We start from the raw sequence: 20,046 nt of genomic DNA, 5'->3' as shown, positions 1-20,046 counted from the left end.
ATAATGAAGTCAAAGATATGAAAGAGGGATGAAAATGAGAGTTATGTCACTAATACGCATTTGGTTTGCTCTTATGGTATGCATTATTTTATGTGTAGGATTTTTTTTAACTCTAAAATATTCCACTATATCAAAAGCAGAGAGAAAAACTGTTCCATACAAACTTTTGTATACAAAACAAAGCAACATCCCTTATTCCAATGCAACAAATAATGAAAAAAAAGTTATAAAAGGAATGCTTATTACGAAAGCTTCTAGTTCCGAGGCGTTACTCCAAATTGCTGAAACGATTAAAGATCAGTATACAAATAAAAAAATCGATGAAATTACACTTTCTATCCACAATGAAAATAATGGTAATTACGAAGAAGAATTGCCTTACGAACCTATTAGTAAAGGCAAAATAATCGTCACATACGATTCCGAATCCTTTGGCAGTACGAATATTGTACTTAATGAGTAATATCATGTATCTCAACGGATATGGATTAATAGCTAATTAAGATAGACAAAAATCTCTACCGATTAAAATTTTATTTTGTTTTCATCCAAAAAAAGAGGCGAATTTTTTTATTCGCCTCTTTCTTTTACCAAAATGAAGGAATCCATTCTTTCACTTTATCAAGCCACTCTTGTTGCTCTTGTTTTCGTTGTTGTTCCTCTTCTTTCCTTCTCTTCTCTTCTTCTTTTCTTCGTTTTTCCTCTTCTATTGTAGTCAATTGTTTTTTATAATCAGCCTCAGATATGAGCGATAACTGGAATGCTTTTTGAGCTGGATTTGCGTTTGCTTTTTTCATAATATCCCGGAACATTGTCGTCGTAATTTGACTACCCCCCGGAACATAATGATCGCTATCTGTTTTATCATATCCTACCCAAATCGCACCTACCAAATCTGGCGTGTATCCAACAAACCATGAATCCTTTGCACCGGTGCTCGGGCCATTTACAATTTGAGTAGTTCCTGTCTTACCTGCCGTATCAACATTATTAACTTTCGCCTTTTCGCCCGTTCCCTTTTCGACAACACCTTTTAATAAATATGTCATCTTTTGAGAAATTTTCTCGCTCGTCACTCGTGTCTCTTTCTTATACCACTTTCCAAGCGTTTCACCTTCAGCATTTTGTACCTCCCTAATTGCATGAGCTTCCACTTGGACTCCATCATTTGCAAATGTACTGTATGCTTGAGCCATTACAAATGGAGATGTCCCCACATGCATACCGCCTAAAGCAATCGGATACGTACGATCTTCTGGCACTAATGGGATACCAAATCGCTCTAAAGATTTCAATCCTTTATCTAATCCAATTTGTTCTAATAGCCACACAGCTGAAACATTGTACGACTTTGCCACAGCTTCATACATTGTCACATCACCGTGAAAAGTATGATCGCTATTTTGTGGTTTATATTCTTTAATGTTAAATGGTTCATCTTTTAATATATCGTATACTTCATATCCTTGTTCTAACGCTGGTACATATACAGCCAAAGGCTTTAACGTTGAGCCAGGTTGTCTTTTTAATTGGGTTGCATGGTTAAACTGTAAAAACTGATACGGCCCTCTGCCTCCAACTAGAGCTGGTACACCACCTGTTTTGGGGTTCATAAGAACTACACCCGTTTGCATAAGTTGGTCTGAGCCACTATCTTTGAAATAACTATCATTATTCACAACGTCTTCTACAGCCTGTTGTTTTTTCGGGTCAAGCTCTGTATAAATACGATAACCACCCGCTAAAATTTCATTTTGTGTTAATTCGTACTTTTCCATCGCCTCTCTAACAATATAGTCTACATATTGAGAGTATTTTCCCTTGTATTTATCATCAACGCCACGTTTTAACACAAGTCCGCTCTCTTTTTCTTTATTATACTGCTCGTCAGAAATATACCCTTGCTCTTTCATTAAACTTAATACGACATTACGTCTTTCAATTGACTTGTTAAAGTTTTTATAAGGTGAATACGCAGATGGTGCTTTAATCAAGCCCGCAATCGTTGCAGCTTCTGAAATTGTTAAATCTTTTACATCTTTATCAAAATAAGATTTAGCTGCCCTTTTTATACCCCAAGCACCTTCACCAAAATAAATTTGGTTCATATACATTTCAATGATTTCATCTTTCGTATACGTGCGCTCTATTTTTTTCGTTAAAAAATATTCCTTTATTTTTCGGGAGTATGTGCGGTCTTGTGTCAGAAATACATTTTTCGCAAGTTGTTGTGTTATTGTACTTCCCCCTGCTACAACTTCTCCTGCTGTAATATTTTTAAAAACCGCACTTATAATTCCACTATAATAAATACCATGATGGTTAAAAAATTCCTTATCTTCTACTGCAACAATTGCCTGAACCATAATATCAGGAATATCTTTTCTTTTAACACCTTCTGTTTTCGAAGAAGCTAATTTAGTTGCGACCTCATTATTTGCATCATAAATTAAAGTCGGTTGTGGAACAGCTTGTTTTAATTCAGATATGTCTTGAATGGAAATTATTATATTTACAGCAATAAATAGAGTAACGAATACACTTCCCAATACAATTAATGAATTACGAAGTTTCTTCCTCTTATTGAACCACTCAAGCATTTTTTTAAAATGAGTGTTCTTCAATTTCATTCGTTCACTTCCTTCATTTATTTACACTCTTCTTTTTAAAAGGAAGAATATACCGCCTTTTAAATTTATTATAATAACGTAGTCATTCCTATAGTGTAAAGCTTTTCTTTTGCATTCATACTTTTTGCAAGAAAAGGACATTCTACAAGTAAGATATTCACTATTGGATATTAATATTATTAATAGAACAACGAGAGTTATGTTAAGTTTTTGTAAACTTTTCGATAAAATGTTTTAAAAAACGACAGTTTTTTGTTAGAATTGATTAGCCAATATATTTTACATATATTACTTTTGTGGGGGTAACAATAATGGTCTTTAAATCAAAAAAAGATAAATTTTCTGAAATGTTAATGAATGTTTCCGAAAATTTAAAAGAAGGCGCGCAGTTTTTCGTGGAGTATAAAATTAAAAATGCTAGCGATTTAAAAGAGTTTTCTATGCGCATGAAAGAGTATGAGTCAAAAGGTGACTCATTTATTCACGAAATCATTATGGAGTTAAACAAAGCGTTTATCACTCCGATTGAGCGTGAGGACATCCTACAACTTGCAATGAGTATGGATGATGTATTAGACGGATTAGATCACAGTGCTGGTCTGTTCGAAATGTATTCTATTACAGAAGCTGATGAATACATGATTAAATTCGTAGAAGCAATTAATCAATGTGCGATTGAGATTGCAAACTCTGTTGAATTAATGTCTAACAAAAAATTAGTCGACATTCGTACAAATGCGATTAAAATTAAGGATTATGAATCACAGTGTGATGATATTCGCCGTCATGCGATTAAGAACTTATTCTCTCGTGAAAAAGATCCGATTAAGATTATTCAATTTAAAGAGATTTACGAAGAGCTTGAAGAAGTAGCTGATAGCTGTCAAAGCGTTGCAAACGTATTAGAAACAATTATTATGAAGAACGCGTAAGGAGTTTGATCATGGATACACTCTTGATACTGACCGTTTTAGTAGTCATTTGCGCTTTAGCTTTTGACTTTATCAATGGATTTCACGATACAGCAAACGCTATTGCAACGGCTGTTTCAACGAAAGCTCTAAAGCCTAGACATGCCATTATTATGGCGGCTATTATGAACTTTTTAGGCGCAATGACATTTACAGGTGTAGCAAAAACGATTACAAAAGATATCGTTGATCCATTCGCCTTACAAAATGGTTCTCTTGTAATTTTAGCTGCTTTGCTTGCGGCGATAGCTTGGAACTTAATTACTTGGTACTACGGTATTCCAAGTAGTTCTTCGCATGCAATTATCGGCTCAATCGCAGGTGCAGCAATTGCGGCCGCTGGGATTAGCTCGCTAAATCTTAAAGGATTTATTAAAATTATTGAAGCTTTAATCATTTCACCGATTATCGCTTTCGTTATTGGTTATATCGTATACAGTATTTTTAAAGTAGTATTTAAAAACTTTAACTTAACAAAAACGAATAAGAACTTCCGTATATTCCAGATTTTCACTGCAGCATTACAAGCCTACACACACGGTACGAATGATGCACAAAAAGCAATGGGAATCATTACGATGGCTCTTATGGCTAATAACTATCATACTTCTAGCGATATCCCGTTCTGGGTACAATTATCTTGTGCTATCGCAATGGGGCTTGGTACTTCTGTCGGTGGATGGAAAATTATTAAAACTGTCGGTGGACAAATTATGAAAATTCGTCCTGTAAATGGTGTAGCTGCCGATTTATCATCATCACTTGTTATTTTCGGTGCAACATTCATTCACTTACCGGTTAGTACGACGCACGTTATCTCTTCTTCTATTTTAGGGGTTGGTGCTTCTCACCGTGTGAAAGGGGTAAAATGGGGAACTGCAAAACGTATGTTAATTACATGGGTTATTACACTTCCTATTTCAGCTTCTTTAGCTGCTCTGTTTTACTACCTATTACATTTTGTTTTCTAATCAAAAGTCGTCTTCCTTATTTTTCTAGGAAGACGACTTTTTTGTGAACAAGCCTATTTCTCATTAAAAAGCGTGTATAATAATTGATGGATAAGTTATTTAGAGGAGTTGGCAATTTTGGAATACATCATGTTACTTTTCATCGGACTAATCGCCGGAACAGTCGGCAGCCTAGTTGGGCTTGGAGGCGGAATTATTATTGTTCCGTTATTAATTGGATTACACAGTTTATCACCACAACTTGCAGTAGGGACTTCTATGGTAACAGTCGTTTTCACAGGACTATCTTCCACCCTTACTTACATGAAGCATAAGCGAGTAGATTATAAAAGTGGACTTATTTTATTTATCGGAAGCGGCCCTGGTGGTATTATCGGATCATGGGCAAATAAATTTTTAAACCAAGACACATTTTCTTTATACTTTGGGATTTTCCTTATATTCGTCTCAATTCTACTTATGCTTCGAGACAAATTAAAACCTCTTTCCCTCTCAAATACGTCTGTAATTAAGCGTTCTTTTACAGATAATGATGGAAATACTGTACACTACCAATTCCCACCGTTTCTTGCTATCTTTATCGCTTTTATAGTTGGGTTTATATCTGGATTATTTGGAATTGGTGGCGGTGCCTTACTTGTTCCAGCAATGATGCTTCTTTTTGCATTCCCAGCACATATTGCAGTAGCAACTTCAATGTTCATCGTATTTCTATCAGCAATTGTAAGTTCTGCAACTCACATCTCACTTGGAAATGTCAGCTGGATTTATGCATTAATCCTGATTCCGGGTGCATGGATTGGCGGAAAAATCGGGGCTTACATTAATACAAAACTAAGTGGTAACGCCGTAATTAATTTATTGCGTATTACGTTAATTATTCTTGGAACTAGATTAATCATTATTTCCCTTTTATAACGTATTCTTTTTAGAATGCGTTTTTCTTATACACATGAATATAAAAATCCTCCGAGGAGAACAAATAAAATTAAACAAACACATAATAACATATAATTTGAAATATGTACTTTCTTCAAGTTGACCACTCCTATAACTGCGACTGTTATCTTTATGATAGCGAAAAAATAGTTCACTTGCAGTTACAGAGTGCTAACAATGCAAAATCAATTATTACAAATTTTATCCTTATATTTCATTTCTTTGTATATTCTATCGATTTAATAAAAAAAGATGTCATATTGACATCTTTTTTAGTGAAGAAGTGACCATCCCATGAAGTCTTCATGTACTTGGCACGCCCTCTTATCCTTTCGATCATATAATTCAGCATAACTATCTGTTTCTTCATCATAAGCCATCGTATAAATAATTTGGCCGTCTACTTCAACGGATAAAACGACTCCACCTTTCATCTCTTCTACATGAATGATAGCATTCGCCGGAATTCTCATATCCGTCATTCTCATCGCATCTAACAATATACTAAACCCCCTACAGCGTATTCATTGCTAGTACTATTACACACTAAATAGTATACTACTGTAATAGCATACATTTCGTCAATGAAATTGCTGTTGAAATAGCATATTGTCTATATACATATACGCTAAAATAGAAGAAATAGAAACATATTAATGGGGGGCTAACATTGATTCTACACAAAGGAGATGTACTATTCCGTCAAGGCGAGGACGGTCCTTTATACTTTATAAAAACAGGCTTATTAAAAGTAGTTCGGCTAGAAGAAAACGGAACACCATTTTTATTCAACATTATCGTTCCAGGTGAAACGATACCTCATCATTCTTTAATTTCACCGAAAGAATATCACGGTACAGCTATCGCTTTAATAAAAACAGAAGTGGAACCGATCACTAGTAGTGAATGGTATGAGAGACTTCAAGCAAATCCCGAATCGTATGCTAACATTGCTATGCAATTGCAATCTAAATTAAGAATGATGCAACAACGAATTGATCAATTGACAACCGTCTCCCCGAAAGAACGTCTTCATCGTTTACAAGAATGGTTCACCCTATATTTAGGTGACATTCCTATATATGAAATATTAACACAAACCGAAATTGGCCAACTGATAGGTATACGCCGTGAAACAGTAAACCGTTTATTACGAGAACAAATAAAAAACGAGGTAAAATAAATACCTCGTTTTTTTGCTTATTGTAAGCTTGTTGCTGGGCCGAAAAATTCATAATGAATATGCTCTTGTTTCACACTTAAATCAGTTAGTGCAGCATTTATATGCTTCATAAATGCTACTGGACCACAGAAATAGAACTCTGCTTCAGTTGTCGGAATAATAGTTTTTAACCATTCACTTTCAATGAAACCTTCTTTATCAAAGTTCTTCATTTCTAAATCTTTTTCAGTCGGTGCAGAATAACAAGTATATGCTTTAACTTGTTCATATTCATTTTCTACTGCCTTAACGTGTTCTTTCATTGCATGTGTATTACTATTTATTGCTGCATGAACAAAATATACATTACGTTTTGAGTCTTGTTCAATTAACGTATTTAACATACTCATCATCGGTGTAATCCCCACTCCACCACTAATTAGTACAACTGGTAATGTTGAATCCATATTTAACACGAAATCTCCCGCTGGTGCACTTACTGGTAAAACATCTCCTTCTTTTACATGTCCATGTAAGTAATTAGACACTTTACCGTCTGGTGTATCTACACCTTTTTCTTTTTTTACACTAATACGATAATATTCTTTCCCAGGAGCATCGGATAAACTGTATTGACGATTATGTGTATATGTCTCACCTTCAATATTGATTTGAATCGTTACATATTGACCTGGGATGAATGAAGAAACTTTCCCTCCATCTTCAGGTTTCAAATAAAATGACGTAATAACATCGCTTTCCTTCACTTTTTTTACAATCACAAAGTTGCGGAAGTCTTTCCATCCACCTTCTTTATGTGCAGCTTCTTCATACATCTCTGCTTCAATGCTAATGAATGCATCAGCAATTACACCATATGCTTCTCCCCATGCATTTAAAACTTCATCAGGTGCACCTGCGACCTCTTTAATGGCACGTAGTAAACATGTACCTACAATCGGATAATGCTCAGCTTTAATCCCTAAACTTCTATGCTTATGACCAATTTGTTTTACAACTGGAATAATTGCTTCTAAATTATCAATGTACGTTGCAGCTGCATAAACAGCATTCGCTAACGCTTGTTGTTGTCTTCCCTTTTTCTGATTCGTATGGTTGAAAATATTCAACAATTCCGGATGTTCCGAAAATAAAATTTGATAGAATCTCGTTGTAATTTCAACACCTTTTTCTTGTAATAATGGTACTGTTGACTTTACGATTTCAATTGTTTTTGCACTTAACATTGTATCCCACTCCTCTATTTCCTTAACTGTTTTTAGTTTAACTGAATCTTATAATGCAGATTGTGATTTTAATCACTATTAACACGGTGTTTTTGTGAATAATATATGAACATTGCATTTACAAAAGAAAATAAGCTAACTAGAATTCTAGCTAGCTTATTATTTTGTTTGTATAGCTTGTTCGATTACTTTTATATCTTTCCCATCGCCAAACTCCGTATACCCCCAGATATTCGTTTCACCTCTATATTTATTTACGATAATATCCAAGTCATGATATACACGGTGGGCATACACTACATACTCAATATTTTGAAGTTCCACACCTTTTTTTACAATTTCATAGCTTCTATTTACATCGCGTTTTATTTTTTCATTCTTTATTTCCGTATGTATATTTTTTAAAGATTGTTCTTGTTGTTGAAACCATTGCTTAAATTGATTCCAATCCCCGTCTGTATAATTCTCTGCTTTACCATAATTTAAGAAATTATTATAGCTTTCATGTGTCATTCGAATAAAATCTAGCACTTTTGTCTCTTCTTGCACATCTTCTATTTGAGCTATTGTATTTACCTCAGCAGGCTTATTCGCATAATGTAACAGCACTTTCATAAGACTATAACTCGCAATGATCATCACGATAATAATACCTAATACATTTAACAATTTCTTCATACACAGAACTCCTTCTCTACTAAAAATATTGCAACGTATGACTATACTTGTAACATTCTCTCGTAGAAATATAATTCCTGTATTAATTCTTCCTATCATTTCGACAATATTTTTCTATACATTTCTCGTTGGCAAATGTTCTTGTAAAACAATATATCCTTCATAAGCTGTGTAACCGAGTATAACCATTAATCCGATATAACAAGCAAATACTGTCCATTTCGTTTTCGCATCCACTTTATAATAGTTTTCTTGTTGTTCCTTTTCTGTTTTCCATTCATTTAATTTTCTTTCTGACGCTTCAAATGCTTCCCTTATGTGAATTGTATACTCATCTTTTTCATCTTCATATGGAACATAATCTAACGGTTCGAACTTCGGTAAAAGATACTCTAACACTTCCATTTTTTGAAGTTCACCTATTTGTAACTCTTTTTCTCGTTCTCTTTGTCTTAATGCATTCATCTCATGATGCATCACGTATATAGTCCGATGTACAGCACCCGTTTCTTTTAATTCCTCTTCAAGCCTAGTAACATATTCTTTCATCCCATCAATTTTATGCCCTAATTCCTTAATCGGCTCATCTCTCTTTATTACTCTATATAACTCCATACAACCGATAATAACAATAAATCCTCCCAAAATACTTTTAAAGTAAATTGAATAGCCAAGTAATAAAATAAGGCCTGCTCCCCAAATTTTAGTACTGACAACTGAAATAATTCTCCCACCATCTAGCGGCGAAACGGGAATTAAATTAAAGAAATTAATCATACTTCCAAGCAAAATAACAAGCGCCCAAAATGGCTCTTTCGTCATTATATAAAGCGGTATCGCCGGTAAAAATGACAGAAGTCCGAAAAGCGGCCCCATATAGGCAATGTAAGCTTCATCTTTCGCATTTTTCGGCATCTCTTTCATTCCAATAAGGGCCCCCATAAATGGAATAAAGATTGCTGGCGATGTCGGGATCCCCTTTCTTTTCGCAGCCCATAAATGGCCCATTTCATGAACAAACAACAAATAAATGAGCGCTACTCCAAATTTCCAACCATATAGAACTGCGTATGCGCCAAGCGATAGAAACATACTAAATACCGTTGAAAACTTTGCTAATTTAAAAATTGCAAATACCCACTTTAACTTAGACAGTAAAAATAGACCTACCGCAACAATAATTCCCCATAATCCTTTTTTATTATTTTTCATATTCCTCTCCTTTATCTCTCATTAATGAATCATATTCATTCATCAAAGCTTGTTCTTTTCTCTATTATGACATATTTTTTTCTATTGTTAGAAATAATGTTTATATAATCCATTTTCAGCCAAAAATATAAATAAAAGGAGGTGTACACAAATGAATTTACAATCTCTTATAATAGGTGCTCTATCGTTTTTAGCTTCAACTCTTATTTTTTATACCGTTAGTTACGTATTATTATTAGATTTGTTGCCCAATCACGTATTTATTGCCCTTGTCATCCTTTCCGCTCTTATGATTTCTTTTCTTATTACACGAAAATCAATGAATGAGCCATCTGCAAAAGCAAAGTAATAGAGAGGGGTGCTTTCCCCTCTCTATTATCATTTCCTAGGAAAGGCCATATAGATTTGACGAGTTTACATTCATTCCAATCCGTAAGGGCTAATTAAAGGCTCACTTTATCTTTGAAAATTCATTTTTTCACCATAATCTTTAACAATCTGAATTATATTTTGAAACACACCTATTTTTTCTTTTTCACTGTTTAATATTTTCAAATCATAATTTTCGTAATATGTTTCTAATGATTTTAATTGTGATTGTGAAGCGCTTTTTATCAGAACAGTAGCATGCAATTCATATTGCTTATACCCTTCCTTTACTTTTTCACCTAAAATTATTTCACTCTCTTTTGCTCCAATTAATTTTTGAACTTTTTCTGGAAAATTGAGTTGCAAATAATATTCTTGCTCCTTCACTAACTTATTGTATAGTGATTGTGAAATCGTATACCGTACCGTATAATTCACGTTTTGATCGCCTGTTTTAATATGAAATGCGGTAATCTGTAAATCTTTTTTTGTTACTTCTGTTAAAGGGCTTACCTGCATCTCATCTTCTTTTTGTTCTGAGACATTTGGAAATATATCCAAAAGCTTTTCCGTATCTTTTTCATTCAACATATACATAGCTTTCTTATATTGCACCCATCCTCGTCTATCTTCTCCTCTTAACCATGCATAATAAGTTTCTTTTTTCCCATCTCTACTAATTTGTATTTCATATTCAGGTTCACCGAAGCTTCCTGTTATTTCTTGTTTCTCAGCTTTATTCAAAATGTCTATTACTAACTTCGCTTCTGATTCCTGCAACTTTTTCTCTTTATGTTTTTTTTGTATAACGGTTACCCCTATTGTTTCTTTCACTTCATTCACCGTCTCTTCTACTTTTTTTGTTTCTTTTTTCGGCTCAACTTGACCACAAGCTGCTAGTAACATAACAAACAACAACACCAATACATATTTCCCTTTCAAATTAATCCTCCTCTTACGATAAGAAATCCTTATAATCTTCATACATAAAACAAAAACGTGACATCCTATTAAATACGCTATACTAATCATTGAAAGGAGGTCTTTATCATGTCCATTAATTTTCATGATGAAAATAATAAGTACACATATGCAACAAGAAACGCTCATATTTCTTGGGCTGAAATGGTAAAAAACATTACAGAAATACAAAACAAGCAAATAATTGATATCGGCTGTGGTGGTGGGATTTATACGAAAGAACTCGCTCTTATGGGAGCCAAAAATGTTGTGGGACTTGATTTTTCAAAAGAAATATTACAAGCTGCAAAAGAAAATTGTAACAACTTTTCAAACATTTCATTCATCCATGGTGATGCACATAATATCCCATACCCTAATGAAACATTCGACATAGTTATTTCGCGTGCAGTTATTCATCATTTACAAGACATTCCTACATTTTTACGTGAAGTTTCTCGTATATTAAATAAAAACGGTGTACTTATTTTACAAGATCGAACAATTGAAGATTGTACAATTCCAGGAAGTCCCGAACACATTCGCGGATATTTTTTCTCTCTATTTCCAAAACTTATTGAAATAGAGTCAAAAAGACGTCTAAAAACCAACACTATACAGACAGAATTACAAAAACATTCTCTTCATGTACTTCCCGCACAAACACAATGGGAAATACGAAAAATACATGATTCTGTAGAAGCATTATTGCAAGATTTATCTCCTCGAACAGGTCGATCCATTCTATATGAGTTAACAGATGATGAACTTTCTCAACTTCTACAACATATACAGACCGCATTACAAAACGTCTCTCCTATTATTGAAAGAGATCGATGGACAATTTGGAGCGCCATGAAGTTGTAAGGAAGGAAGCCTCACAAAATAATGTGAGGCTTCCTTTCTTTCATAATCTAATTTTGCAACACTCTTGATATCCTCCACTTCTGGCCTGTGCACTTCCACACTTCGGACATACTAAATATCTAGACTGATTTGTCAATAAACTACCTTTTTGAAAGAGTAAAACTTCTGCTTGTTTAAACGAACGCGAATAATATAACCACATAAAACCAATTATAGCAATAATGCCAAATAATACTCCCATCGCAAGCATTTCAGTCACCTCTTTTGGTTTGTTCTTTCCAGCAAGTGGATTGTTGTATTATTCTCTGTAAATTCAAACAATCCCTTCTTTACTCCTATAAATATCAACTTTCTCTATAAATTTTACAATTCTCCGCAAATTTTTACTCCTATTTTACAATTCATTATTCCTTTTGCAACAACGAATATCACTTTCGATATTTCCATATATAAATATATCTTCCAAAAAACATATTGACTTTCTAAAAAAAACATGCAACAATACTGTCAGAATACTTGAATAAAAATTCATTGACGAGAACGAGTACGTTATAGAACTGTTCCCCAGAGAGTTGGCGATTTGCTGAAAGCCAACGTTCAGTGCGTAACCGAAAATCATCTCCGAGAAGTAGAACCGAATGTTACAGTAAGTTCTTACCGGCCGTCCCCCGTTACAAGGAACACGTATCATGTTGTACGTTGCAAAGCCGTATACATATAGATTTATTTCTACATGTGTAAATTAGGGTCGTATCGCGGGTAAATATAACTCGTCCCTTTCTTTAGGGACGAGTTTTTTGTGTTCTTACAAATGAATGAAAAAGGAGGAAAAACAATGAACACTGTATCAAAAAAACATATTTTTTTCACGGGTCTTATGCTATTTTCTTTATTTTTTGGGGCAGGTAATTTAATTTTCCCTCCCATGCTTGGGCAAAACGCAGGTGAAAACTTTTGGCCAGCAATGATTGGATTTTTACTAACAGGAGTTGGCTTACCACTACTTACTGTTATCGCAATTTCTCTATCAGGAAATGGAATGCAGCAACTTGCAAGTCATGCCCATCCATTATTCGGAATTTTCTTTACAGTAGTTGTATACATTGCCATCGGTCCATCCATGGGCATCCCACGTGTTGCAAATGTCGCTTATGAAATGGGGGTTAGTTCTTTCTTGCCAGAAACAATCCGCTCTAGCAGCCTAGTGCTATTTGTATATACAATCATCTTCTTTACTATCGTATTTTGGCTGAGTTTGAATCCATCTAAACTTGTTGATCGTATTGGGAATGTATTAACACCTATTTTATTACTCTCTATTTTCTTATTATTTGTTAAAAGTGTATTTACACCACTTGGGCAATCAGGACCAGCGATGCAAGAGTATCAAACTTCTCCAATCTTCAAAGGCTTTATGGAAGGCTACTTAACAATGGACACTATTTCAGCACTTGCATTCGGAATTATCGTTGTAAATGCAATTCGCTCTAAAGGTGTGAATGATCGTAAGTCCATTGCCATCGCCACAGCAAAAGCAGGGCTTATTGCCGCTACAGGGCTCGTACTTGTATACGGTGCACTCGGCTGGCTTGGGGCAACTAGCGTCTCGCTCGGATATGCAAAAAATGGCGGACAGCTACTTACTGTTATCGTACAACAATTATTCGGTCCATACGGTTTGCTCCTATTATCTCTTATCGTTACACTCGCTTGTTTAACGACATGCGTTGGACTCGTATCTGCGTGCAGCCAATATTTTTCAACATTATTGACTACATTTTCATACAAAACGTTCGCGAGTATCATTTGCGCATTAGGATTACTAGTTGCCAACTTAGGTTTAACGAAAATTATCGCAATCTCTGTTCCAATTCTACTTGTTGTGTATCCAATTGCGATTGTACTCGTACTACTATCATTACTTCATAAATACTTCGGTGGATATCGCTCTGTTTATGTAGGTGCTTTAATTGGAGCAGCTGTAGTGAGCGTATTTGATGGATTAAAACAAGGTGGTATTTCAGTTTCATTTATCACACCATATTTTGAATTTATCCCTTTATATAATGAAGGAATCGGCTGGCTAATACCAGCATTAGTAGGAGGTCTTATTGGTCTTGCAACGGCTAGGTTAAGCGGTACGAAAAAAGTTCCATTAGTAACCGAATCTCACGAAGTAAAAGCCTCCTAAAAAAACTCCCAAAAGGGAGTTTTTTTACATTTGATACGCAGCATGATTAAAACTGCTTATTTTATAAGCCTTCGTATAATATTCAATATTTGTATCAACTGTTTCTACCTTGACAACATCATAGCGCTCTTCTTGCTTTACTAAAAATAAATAGTATTCCTCTGTTGCCTCAATAATCGCAATTTTATCTGTTTCAACATTATATTGTTCACAAAGCGCTTGTAATGCGTTCACATAATCCCCTAATTTTTTAGACTTATCCATTCCGAATATAGTTTGAACTAACATATACATTCTCCCCTTTATATGTACTGTTAACACCTCAATGATAACGCTTACATTATTTATCGTCAATAAAAACATTCAATTGTTTTAATGCCAAATCTATATTGTATCGAGCCAATAATCAGCGAGGAATTCCCCTCCAATTAAAGCTTCGCATTAACTGCCCGTAAAAGCCCGATTGGTGAGGGCTGATAATCAGTGGGAGAGGAACAACCTCCCCACTGATTAAAGTTTCACTTTATCACTTCGTTAATTGATGCCTAAATGCATAAATAACCGCCTGAGTACGGTCACTTACATTCAATTTATTTAATATATTACTCACATGTGTCTTTACCGTTTTCAGTGCAATAAATAACTCGTCCGCAATCTCTTGATTACTTTTTCCCTCTGCAATTAATAACAAAATCTCAAACTCTCTTTCCGTTAAATCATCATGCAAAGGTTGCTCTTTCTTTTGACGCATACGGGACATCATTTTCCCGGTAACTTTCGGCTCTAATACTGTTTCTCCATCATAAGTAGCTCGTACAGCATCAGCAATATCACTTGCTCTTGATGTTTTTAATAAGTAACTGGTCGCCCCAGCCTCAATAACAGGATACAATTTTTCGTCATCTAAAAAGCTTGTTACAACTACAATTTTTGCTTCTGGCCATTCTTGAATAATAGCACGTGTTGCTTCGACACCATCCATCTCATCCATAACAAGGTCCATTAAAATAATATCCGGTCTTAATTGCAATGCTAATTCTGATCCTTTTCGTCCATTCTCAGCTTCCCCTACTACTTCAATATCTGGCTGTGTAGATAAATATGCCGATACACCCATACGAACCATTTCATGATCATCGACAAGCAATACTTTTATCATACTTCTCCCCCTCTCTCAATCATAATCGGTACTTTTACTTCTATTTGTGTACCTTTGGCCGGGAAACTAAGCACCTTGAGTGTCCCACCAATTTCATGAACACGCTCTTGCATCGATCTTAGGCCATATGAACCTGCCTTATTAACGCCTACTTCAAACCCAACGCCGTCATCAATAATTTTTAAAATCGCATATTGATCAATTTTTCGAAGGCGCACTTCTGTTTTCTTTGCCTTCGCGTGTCGCAACGTGTTTGATAACGCTTCTTGCACAATACGGAATAAATGATCTTCTACACCTTTTTTTAATTCTATTGGCTCAATAAGCCATTCAATTTTCATATGTTGTTTTCGCGATAATTCCGTTAATAATTCCTCTATACCTTCTGTCAGTTTCTTACCTTCCAATTGTACAGGACGTAAATGAAGGAGCAATGCTCTCATTTCTGATTGAGCATTTACAACCATATTTTCAACAAGTTGCAATTGTTTTTTTGTCACCTCTGGAAATTCAGTTATTTGTTCATTAATCGCTGACATCATCATCGACATTGCGAAAAGCTGCTGACTTACTGAATCATGCAACTCCCTTGCTAAACGATGCCTTTCTTGAGAAATCGCTTCTTGTCTCATCTCTTCATTCCAATGAGCTCGTTCATTCGTTACTTTTTGAAAGAGTCCAGCTTGCTCCTCTAATCGACGAGCCAGAACGATTACTTTTCGTTCCACTTCATGAAATTCATCATCTGCAGTAAACGAAACATCGCTCGGAAAATTCCCTCGCTCTACTTCAAATAGAAAAGTATTTAATCCTTGTATACGCTGCTCTATATAATAACCGATTGCATATCCTACAATTCCCCCGATAAGTAAACTTGTAGTCATAATAAACAAGCCAATTGGAACAGAAGCGATGGATTCCTTCCATAATAAATCATACACTTGTTGCTCGCTTTTCCATACATATACAATTGTACAAATGAGTGCGATACTAACTGAGGACAACATAGAATAACGAATATACATCCACGAAATATTTTTTTGTTTCTTCATTATACTTTCCTCACTTCCGTGTCGCCTACGACAAGCGAAGAAATAATTTTAATACGACGAGGAGCCTCTTTATACTGCTCTGTTCTAAATGTAACATTGCGGTTAAACCCTGTCTCTTCATGACCTGGCAAGAGCACACGTCCGACAATAACAGAATGATTTAAAGAAAGTTCAATATCATATGGCACATATAAACGAATATTACCAACGACACCCCGAATAACAATTACCGTTTCCCCTTCTGGAATCATAGCAGTTGTTAAATCTATTTCCACATCACAAGCACCATATTGAACATTAATATCCTCAAGTTCATAAATATGATCCATCATTCGTACATTGCCTACAAACATATTTTTCAAATATGTTTCTGTACGATATATTTGCTTCTCTTCGTCTATAATCCCTTTTTCTTTAATTTCAACCTTCATTGCTTTTTGCTGATGTCCTTGTTGAATCAATTGATAACCAATTAAAGCTAAACAAGCAAATACGACAAGAACAAATGCTGCTGATGAAAATAAGAAAAATAAAAATACGATACCACCAACAAATAAAAATACATTTCCCCGTACATAACGATTCTTTTTACGATAATGCCTTCCAAACATAAGCATAATAAATGCAAAAATGAGACCACCTGGTTCAAAATGTCCAAGTATCATATCAAGAAAAAGACCGAATCCAAATATGATGAGGAGCATCCCCATTAATTGTGTCTTTGAAAAATGTTTCTTCATTTCAGCTCCCCCCTTCTTGTCACATATACATAGAAGAAAAGGCATTGCTTTCCAACACCTTTTCTCCTATCACTATATCATAAGCCTGTTTTATAATATACTACTATTATTTTGTTAACTCTTTCGTTAACGATACATCATTCTTTTCTTTCATTTCACGCTCAAGTTTTGCAATTTTCATATCAAACGTGTCACGCTCATGCTCTTCATTCATACGAGTTTCTAAGTCACGAATATGATCTTCAATCTCTTCAAATCGTAAGAACGGATTATTTTCATCCATTTTATGCATCGCAGTATTCATACGACGATTTGCATGTGCCATATTTTCACGTGCCATTAGTTCCATGCGCTTTGCGTGCATTTCTTTTAATTTATTTTTCATTTCAGAAAGACGACGCTCTAACTCATCAATTTGCTCTACAACACCTGCATACATTTCTTCTAATCGAGTTACTTGCCCTTCATAATAAGCTACCTCTTCTAACGCACGTTCGTGCAATTGTAATTCGTCTGCTTCTTGAGCAATGATAGCTTGCTTTGATCTTTTATTAACGAAATAACGTGCTTGCTCAAGCTCACGAGCAAAATTAGATTTTAATGTTTTATGACGCTCAATTAACTTCTCAATTTTTGTTATTTCACGCTCACTATCACGTAAATATTGGTTTAACATCGCAATTGGATTTTTTCTTTCCTTCTCATCTAACACGTTATGAAAATCAGCTAAAATTGCATCGCGTACACGTCCGAATAAAGATTGTTTCATTATAAATCTTCCTCTCTTCTACTTTATTTATAATTTGATTTATTGTTTTAGTTTTTCATTAATTTGTTCCACTCATCTTCAAAGTTACTATATGGTTTAGAACTTTCTGGAGCAGATTCAACAACTACATCTTTTTCTTTTTTCCACTCACGGTATCCGTAGTATAAAACCACTAAAGCAGCGATACCGATTAATGCTGGCGAATGAGAAAGTGCAATGGATAAACCGATTAAACCAACAATACCCCAAGCTAACTTTCCAAAAAATGATTTAGCTCGCACAAATGATTTATAGCTCCAATATACAACTCCTGCTCCGATTGCGAATCCTACAATACCAGCAAGACTACCAAGAGCAATTAAAGCCAAAATACCGGCTGCGATAAACGCTAGAAATTGTTTCATCTTGTGCTTGCCTCCCTTCGATTTGATACTCTTATCTTAACTATTTTTTCATCTTTCCATAACGAGCTTAAGAACCGTTTTTAACTCAGACTTAAGACCGAGTCATATTCAGCCCTTTACGCAAAAAAACGTGCAGAGTCTATTCTCTGCACGTTTTTTAATTACTAACATTCATATTAAATTAAGCTGTTTTATGATACTCTTTTTTCTCAGCTACTTTCGAAAACCTTGGAAACCCAATTAAAATAGAAACAATCCCACATACTCCAACTAAGATTGGATAAAATGCATATGGCAACAATTCAACCGGAGATAACGCTGCAAATCCTGCTGCCGTTAACATTTGGGCACCGTACGGAATTAATCCTTGCACACAACATGAGAAAAGATCTAATACACTCGCTGATTTACGAGGATCTATTTCATATTGATCTGCAATATTTTTTGCAAGCGGGCCTGTAAAGATAATTGAAATCGTATTATTCGCTGTACACATATTCGTCATACTCACTAAACCAGCAATACCAAATTCCGCTCCTTTTTTCGAACGAATATTACGTGTTAATACATTCATTAAATATTGAATACCACCATTATATTGGATTAATTCAACCATACCGCCAATTAATATAGCAAGTAATACTAACTCCATCATACCGCCCATTCCAGTCGTTACACTTTTAAAGAAACTTTCTAACGTGTAACTTCCATCTATAAGGCCGATAACACCAGATAGTACAGTTCCACCAGTTAATACAATAAGTACATTCCAGCCAAGTAGCGCTGTAATAAGTACTCCTGCGTACGGTAAAATCTTTATCCAATCAAAGCTATGTGCTTTAATCTGCGTGTCACTTCCTGAAGTAACTATTACTAATAGTACAATTGTAATAATAGCCGCTGGTAACACAATTAAAAAGTTCGTTTTAAACTTATCTTTCATTTCTGTTCCTTGTGAACGAACAGCTGCGATTGTTGTATCTGAAATAAATGATAAATTATCACCAAACATCGCTCCGCCAACAACAGTAGCCATTGCAAGCGCAATTGAGATATCAGTTTGACCACTAATACCTACAGCAATCGGCGCTAATGCTGCAATTGTTCCCATTGAAGTTCCCATCGCTAATGAAATAAATGCACCAATAACAAAGATTCCAGCTACGATAAATCCTGGCGGTAAAATAGTTAACGCTAAATTAACAGTTGAGTCTACTCCGCCCATTCCTTTAGCAGTTTCAGAAAACGCACCTGCAAGCACAAAAATTAATACCATAATCATAATATCCGGATTTCCTGCACCTTTAGCGAACCGCTCTACTTTCACATTAAAACTTTCTTTACGATTCATCACTAAAGCGACTCCTACAGCAATTGAAATCGCTACAAGTATCGGCAATTTATAGAAATCACCTGTAATAATTCCAGAACCAATAAATAGCGCCAAAAATATTCCAAGTGGTAATAAAGCTAAACCATTTCCTCTCGTTTCTTTCAAAGTACCATCTCTCCCTAGTTTCAACCTTTTTCTAATGAATAACAAAAGACCTCTTCCGATGAGAAGAGGTCTTATACATCTATAAGAAACACTCTTCTCATCTTTCAAGCACACGCTTGCTGGATTTGGCACAGCACTCTGAAATCGAGTCCGCTGCCGAGGCATCGTAGGGCCAGTCCCTCCGCCTCTCTTTATAAGAAGGTTTCATATTTATTTTTTAATAATAA

General features: G+C 35.0%; 22 protein-coding genes, 1 riboswitch and 1 other annotated feature. Of the genes, 8 read left to right on the top strand and 14 right to left on the bottom strand.

Annotated elements, in window-relative coordinates; genetic code table 11:
• Positions 1–34: 34 nt before the first annotated feature.
• On the top strand, positions 35–463 hold the full coding sequence (locus ACX9TM_RS07720) for a hypothetical protein (protein WP_001265569.1): 429 nt from the start codon (positions 35–37) through the stop codon (positions 461–463).
• Positions 464–587: 124 nt separating this feature from the next.
• Here ACX9TM_RS07720 and ACX9TM_RS07715 read toward each other — a convergent pair whose 3' ends face one another.
• Positions 588–2,630, bottom strand: coding sequence for a transglycosylase domain-containing protein (locus ACX9TM_RS07715; RefSeq protein WP_000769242.1), 2,043 nt, complete (start codon positions 2,628–2,630; stop codon positions 588–590).
• Positions 2,631–2,941: 311 nt separating this feature from the next.
• Between ACX9TM_RS07715 and ACX9TM_RS07710 the strand changes: the two genes are divergently transcribed.
• The 3 genes from ACX9TM_RS07710 to ACX9TM_RS07700 all read left to right on the top strand — a co-directional run bounded on the left by ACX9TM_RS07710 (position 2,942) and on the right by ACX9TM_RS07700 (position 5,490).
• Positions 2,942–3,562, top strand: coding sequence for a DUF47 domain-containing protein (locus ACX9TM_RS07710; RefSeq protein ID WP_000231449.1), 621 nt, complete (start codon positions 2,942–2,944; stop codon positions 3,560–3,562).
• 11 nt (positions 3,563–3,573) lie between these two features.
• Entirely contained in the window at positions 3,574–4,572 is a 999-nt protein-coding gene (locus tag ACX9TM_RS07705; RefSeq protein WP_000380272.1) for an inorganic phosphate transporter, read from the top strand.
• 117 nt (positions 4,573–4,689) lie between these two features.
• On the top strand, positions 4,690–5,490 hold the full coding sequence (locus ACX9TM_RS07700) for a sulfite exporter TauE/SafE family protein (RefSeq protein ID WP_000455762.1): 801 nt from the start codon (positions 4,690–4,692) through the stop codon (positions 5,488–5,490).
• A 293-nt stretch (positions 5,491–5,783) separates the two neighbouring features.
• On the opposite strand, the gene ACX9TM_RS07695 is transcribed toward ACX9TM_RS07700, so the two are convergent.
• Positions 5,784–6,011 (bottom strand): hypothetical protein, encoded by a 228-nt coding sequence (locus ACX9TM_RS07695; RefSeq protein WP_000883008.1) that lies wholly within the window; start codon positions 6,009–6,011, stop codon positions 5,784–5,786.
• A 170-nt stretch (positions 6,012–6,181) separates the two neighbouring features.
• On the opposite strand from ACX9TM_RS07695, the gene ACX9TM_RS07690 reads away from it, so the two are divergent.
• Complete coding sequence (locus tag ACX9TM_RS07690) at positions 6,182–6,694, top strand: Crp/Fnr family transcriptional regulator (RefSeq protein ID WP_000600589.1); 513 nt, start codon at positions 6,182–6,184, stop codon at positions 6,692–6,694.
• Positions 6,695–6,711: 17 nt separating this feature from the next.
• Here ACX9TM_RS07690 and hmpA read toward each other — a convergent pair whose 3' ends face one another.
• The 3 genes from hmpA to ACX9TM_RS07675 all read right to left on the bottom strand — a co-directional run bounded on the left by hmpA (position 6,712) and on the right by ACX9TM_RS07675 (position 9,810).
• On the bottom strand, positions 6,712–7,920 hold the full coding sequence (gene hmpA, locus ACX9TM_RS07685; RefSeq protein ID WP_000947336.1) for an NO-inducible flavohemoprotein: 1,209 nt from the start codon (positions 7,918–7,920) through the stop codon (positions 6,712–6,714).
• A gap of 159 nt (positions 7,921–8,079) precedes the next feature.
• Positions 8,080–8,598: a hypothetical protein gene (locus ACX9TM_RS07680; protein WP_000735227.1), complete on the bottom strand. Its 519-nt coding sequence runs from the start codon at positions 8,596–8,598 to the stop codon at positions 8,080–8,082.
• Between the two features lie 114 nt (positions 8,599–8,712).
• Complete coding sequence (locus ACX9TM_RS07675) at positions 8,713–9,810, bottom strand: site-2 protease family protein (protein WP_000794503.1); 1,098 nt, start codon at positions 9,808–9,810, stop codon at positions 8,713–8,715.
• A 151-nt stretch (positions 9,811–9,961) separates the two neighbouring features.
• Between ACX9TM_RS07675 and ACX9TM_RS07670 the strand changes: the two genes are divergently transcribed.
• Entirely contained in the window at positions 9,962–10,159 is a 198-nt protein-coding gene (locus tag ACX9TM_RS07670; protein WP_001053356.1) for a hypothetical protein, read from the top strand.
• A gap of 107 nt (positions 10,160–10,266) precedes the next feature.
• Here the strand turns inward: ACX9TM_RS07670 and ACX9TM_RS07665 are convergent, their stop codons facing one another.
• Entirely contained in the window at positions 10,267–11,121 is an 855-nt protein-coding gene (locus tag ACX9TM_RS07665) for a YhfM domain-containing protein (RefSeq protein ID WP_000677061.1), read from the bottom strand.
• Positions 11,122–11,229: 108 nt separating this feature from the next.
• On the opposite strand from ACX9TM_RS07665, the gene ACX9TM_RS07660 reads away from it, so the two are divergent.
• Entirely contained in the window at positions 11,230–12,006 is a 777-nt protein-coding gene (locus ACX9TM_RS07660; RefSeq protein ID WP_065381882.1) for a class I SAM-dependent methyltransferase, read from the top strand.
• 40 nt (positions 12,007–12,046) lie between these two features.
• Here the strand turns inward: ACX9TM_RS07660 and ACX9TM_RS07655 are convergent, their stop codons facing one another.
• A complete protein-coding gene (locus tag ACX9TM_RS07655) occupies positions 12,047–12,256 on the bottom strand; it encodes a hypothetical protein (protein WP_000880630.1) in 210 nt (69 codons plus the stop codon).
• 272 nt (positions 12,257–12,528) lie between these two features.
• Positions 12,529–12,787, top strand: a binding site (T-box leader).
• 54 nt (positions 12,788–12,841) lie between these two features.
• On the opposite strand from ACX9TM_RS07655, the gene brnQ3 reads away from it, so the two are divergent.
• The gene (brnQ3, locus tag ACX9TM_RS07650) at positions 12,842–14,197 is read left to right on the top strand and encodes a branched-chain amino acid transport system II carrier protein BrnQ3 (protein WP_001099135.1); all 1,356 of its coding nucleotides are present in this window, start codon (positions 12,842–12,844) and stop codon (positions 14,195–14,197) included.
• 24 nt (positions 14,198–14,221) lie between these two features.
• Here brnQ3 and ACX9TM_RS07645 read toward each other — a convergent pair whose 3' ends face one another.
• The 7 genes from ACX9TM_RS07645 to ACX9TM_RS07615 all read right to left on the bottom strand — a co-directional run bounded on the left by ACX9TM_RS07645 (position 14,222) and on the right by ACX9TM_RS07615 (position 19,819).
• Positions 14,222–14,560 (bottom strand): DUF3922 domain-containing protein, encoded by a 339-nt coding sequence (locus tag ACX9TM_RS07645; RefSeq protein ID WP_119683145.1) that lies wholly within the window; start codon positions 14,558–14,560, stop codon positions 14,222–14,224.
• A gap of 163 nt (positions 14,561–14,723) precedes the next feature.
• On the bottom strand, positions 14,724–15,356 hold the full coding sequence (locus ACX9TM_RS07640; protein ID WP_000598707.1) for a response regulator: 633 nt from the start codon (positions 15,354–15,356) through the stop codon (positions 14,724–14,726).
• A complete protein-coding gene (locus ACX9TM_RS07635) occupies positions 15,353–16,408 on the bottom strand; it encodes a sensor histidine kinase (RefSeq protein ID WP_000744329.1) in 1,056 nt (351 codons plus the stop codon). The genes ACX9TM_RS07640 and ACX9TM_RS07635 overlap by 4 nt, the downstream gene beginning before the upstream one ends.
• Positions 16,408–17,148 (bottom strand): cell wall-active antibiotics response protein LiaF, encoded by a 741-nt coding sequence (gene liaF, locus ACX9TM_RS07630; RefSeq protein WP_000716095.1) that lies wholly within the window; start codon positions 17,146–17,148, stop codon positions 16,408–16,410. Before liaF ends, ACX9TM_RS07635 begins: the two co-directional genes overlap by 1 nt.
• A 106-nt stretch (positions 17,149–17,254) precedes the next feature.
• Complete coding sequence (locus tag ACX9TM_RS07625; protein WP_000814124.1) at positions 17,255–17,917, bottom strand: PspA/IM30 family protein; 663 nt, start codon at positions 17,915–17,917, stop codon at positions 17,255–17,257.
• 47 nt (positions 17,918–17,964) lie between these two features.
• Positions 17,965–18,321 carry a lmo0954 family membrane protein gene (locus ACX9TM_RS07620; RefSeq protein ID WP_000808640.1) on the bottom strand — a complete coding sequence of 119 codons (357 nt, stop codon included), beginning with the start codon at positions 18,319–18,321 and terminating at the stop codon, positions 17,965–17,967.
• Between the two features lie 181 nt (positions 18,322–18,502).
• Positions 18,503–19,819, bottom strand: a complete 1,317-nt coding sequence (locus ACX9TM_RS07615) for a Na+/H+ antiporter NhaC family protein (protein WP_000665496.1) — start codon at positions 19,817–19,819, stop codon at positions 18,503–18,505.
• A gap of 94 nt (positions 19,820–19,913) precedes the next feature.
• A riboswitch (SAM riboswitch) is annotated at positions 19,914–20,019 on the bottom strand.
• Positions 20,020–20,046: the final 27 nt, after the last annotated feature.

Source organism: Bacillus sp. LH1, from assembly GCF_057924895.1.
The sequence above is the reverse complement of the archived record's forward strand: the minus strand, read 5'-3'. Positions and strand labels throughout refer to the sequence as shown.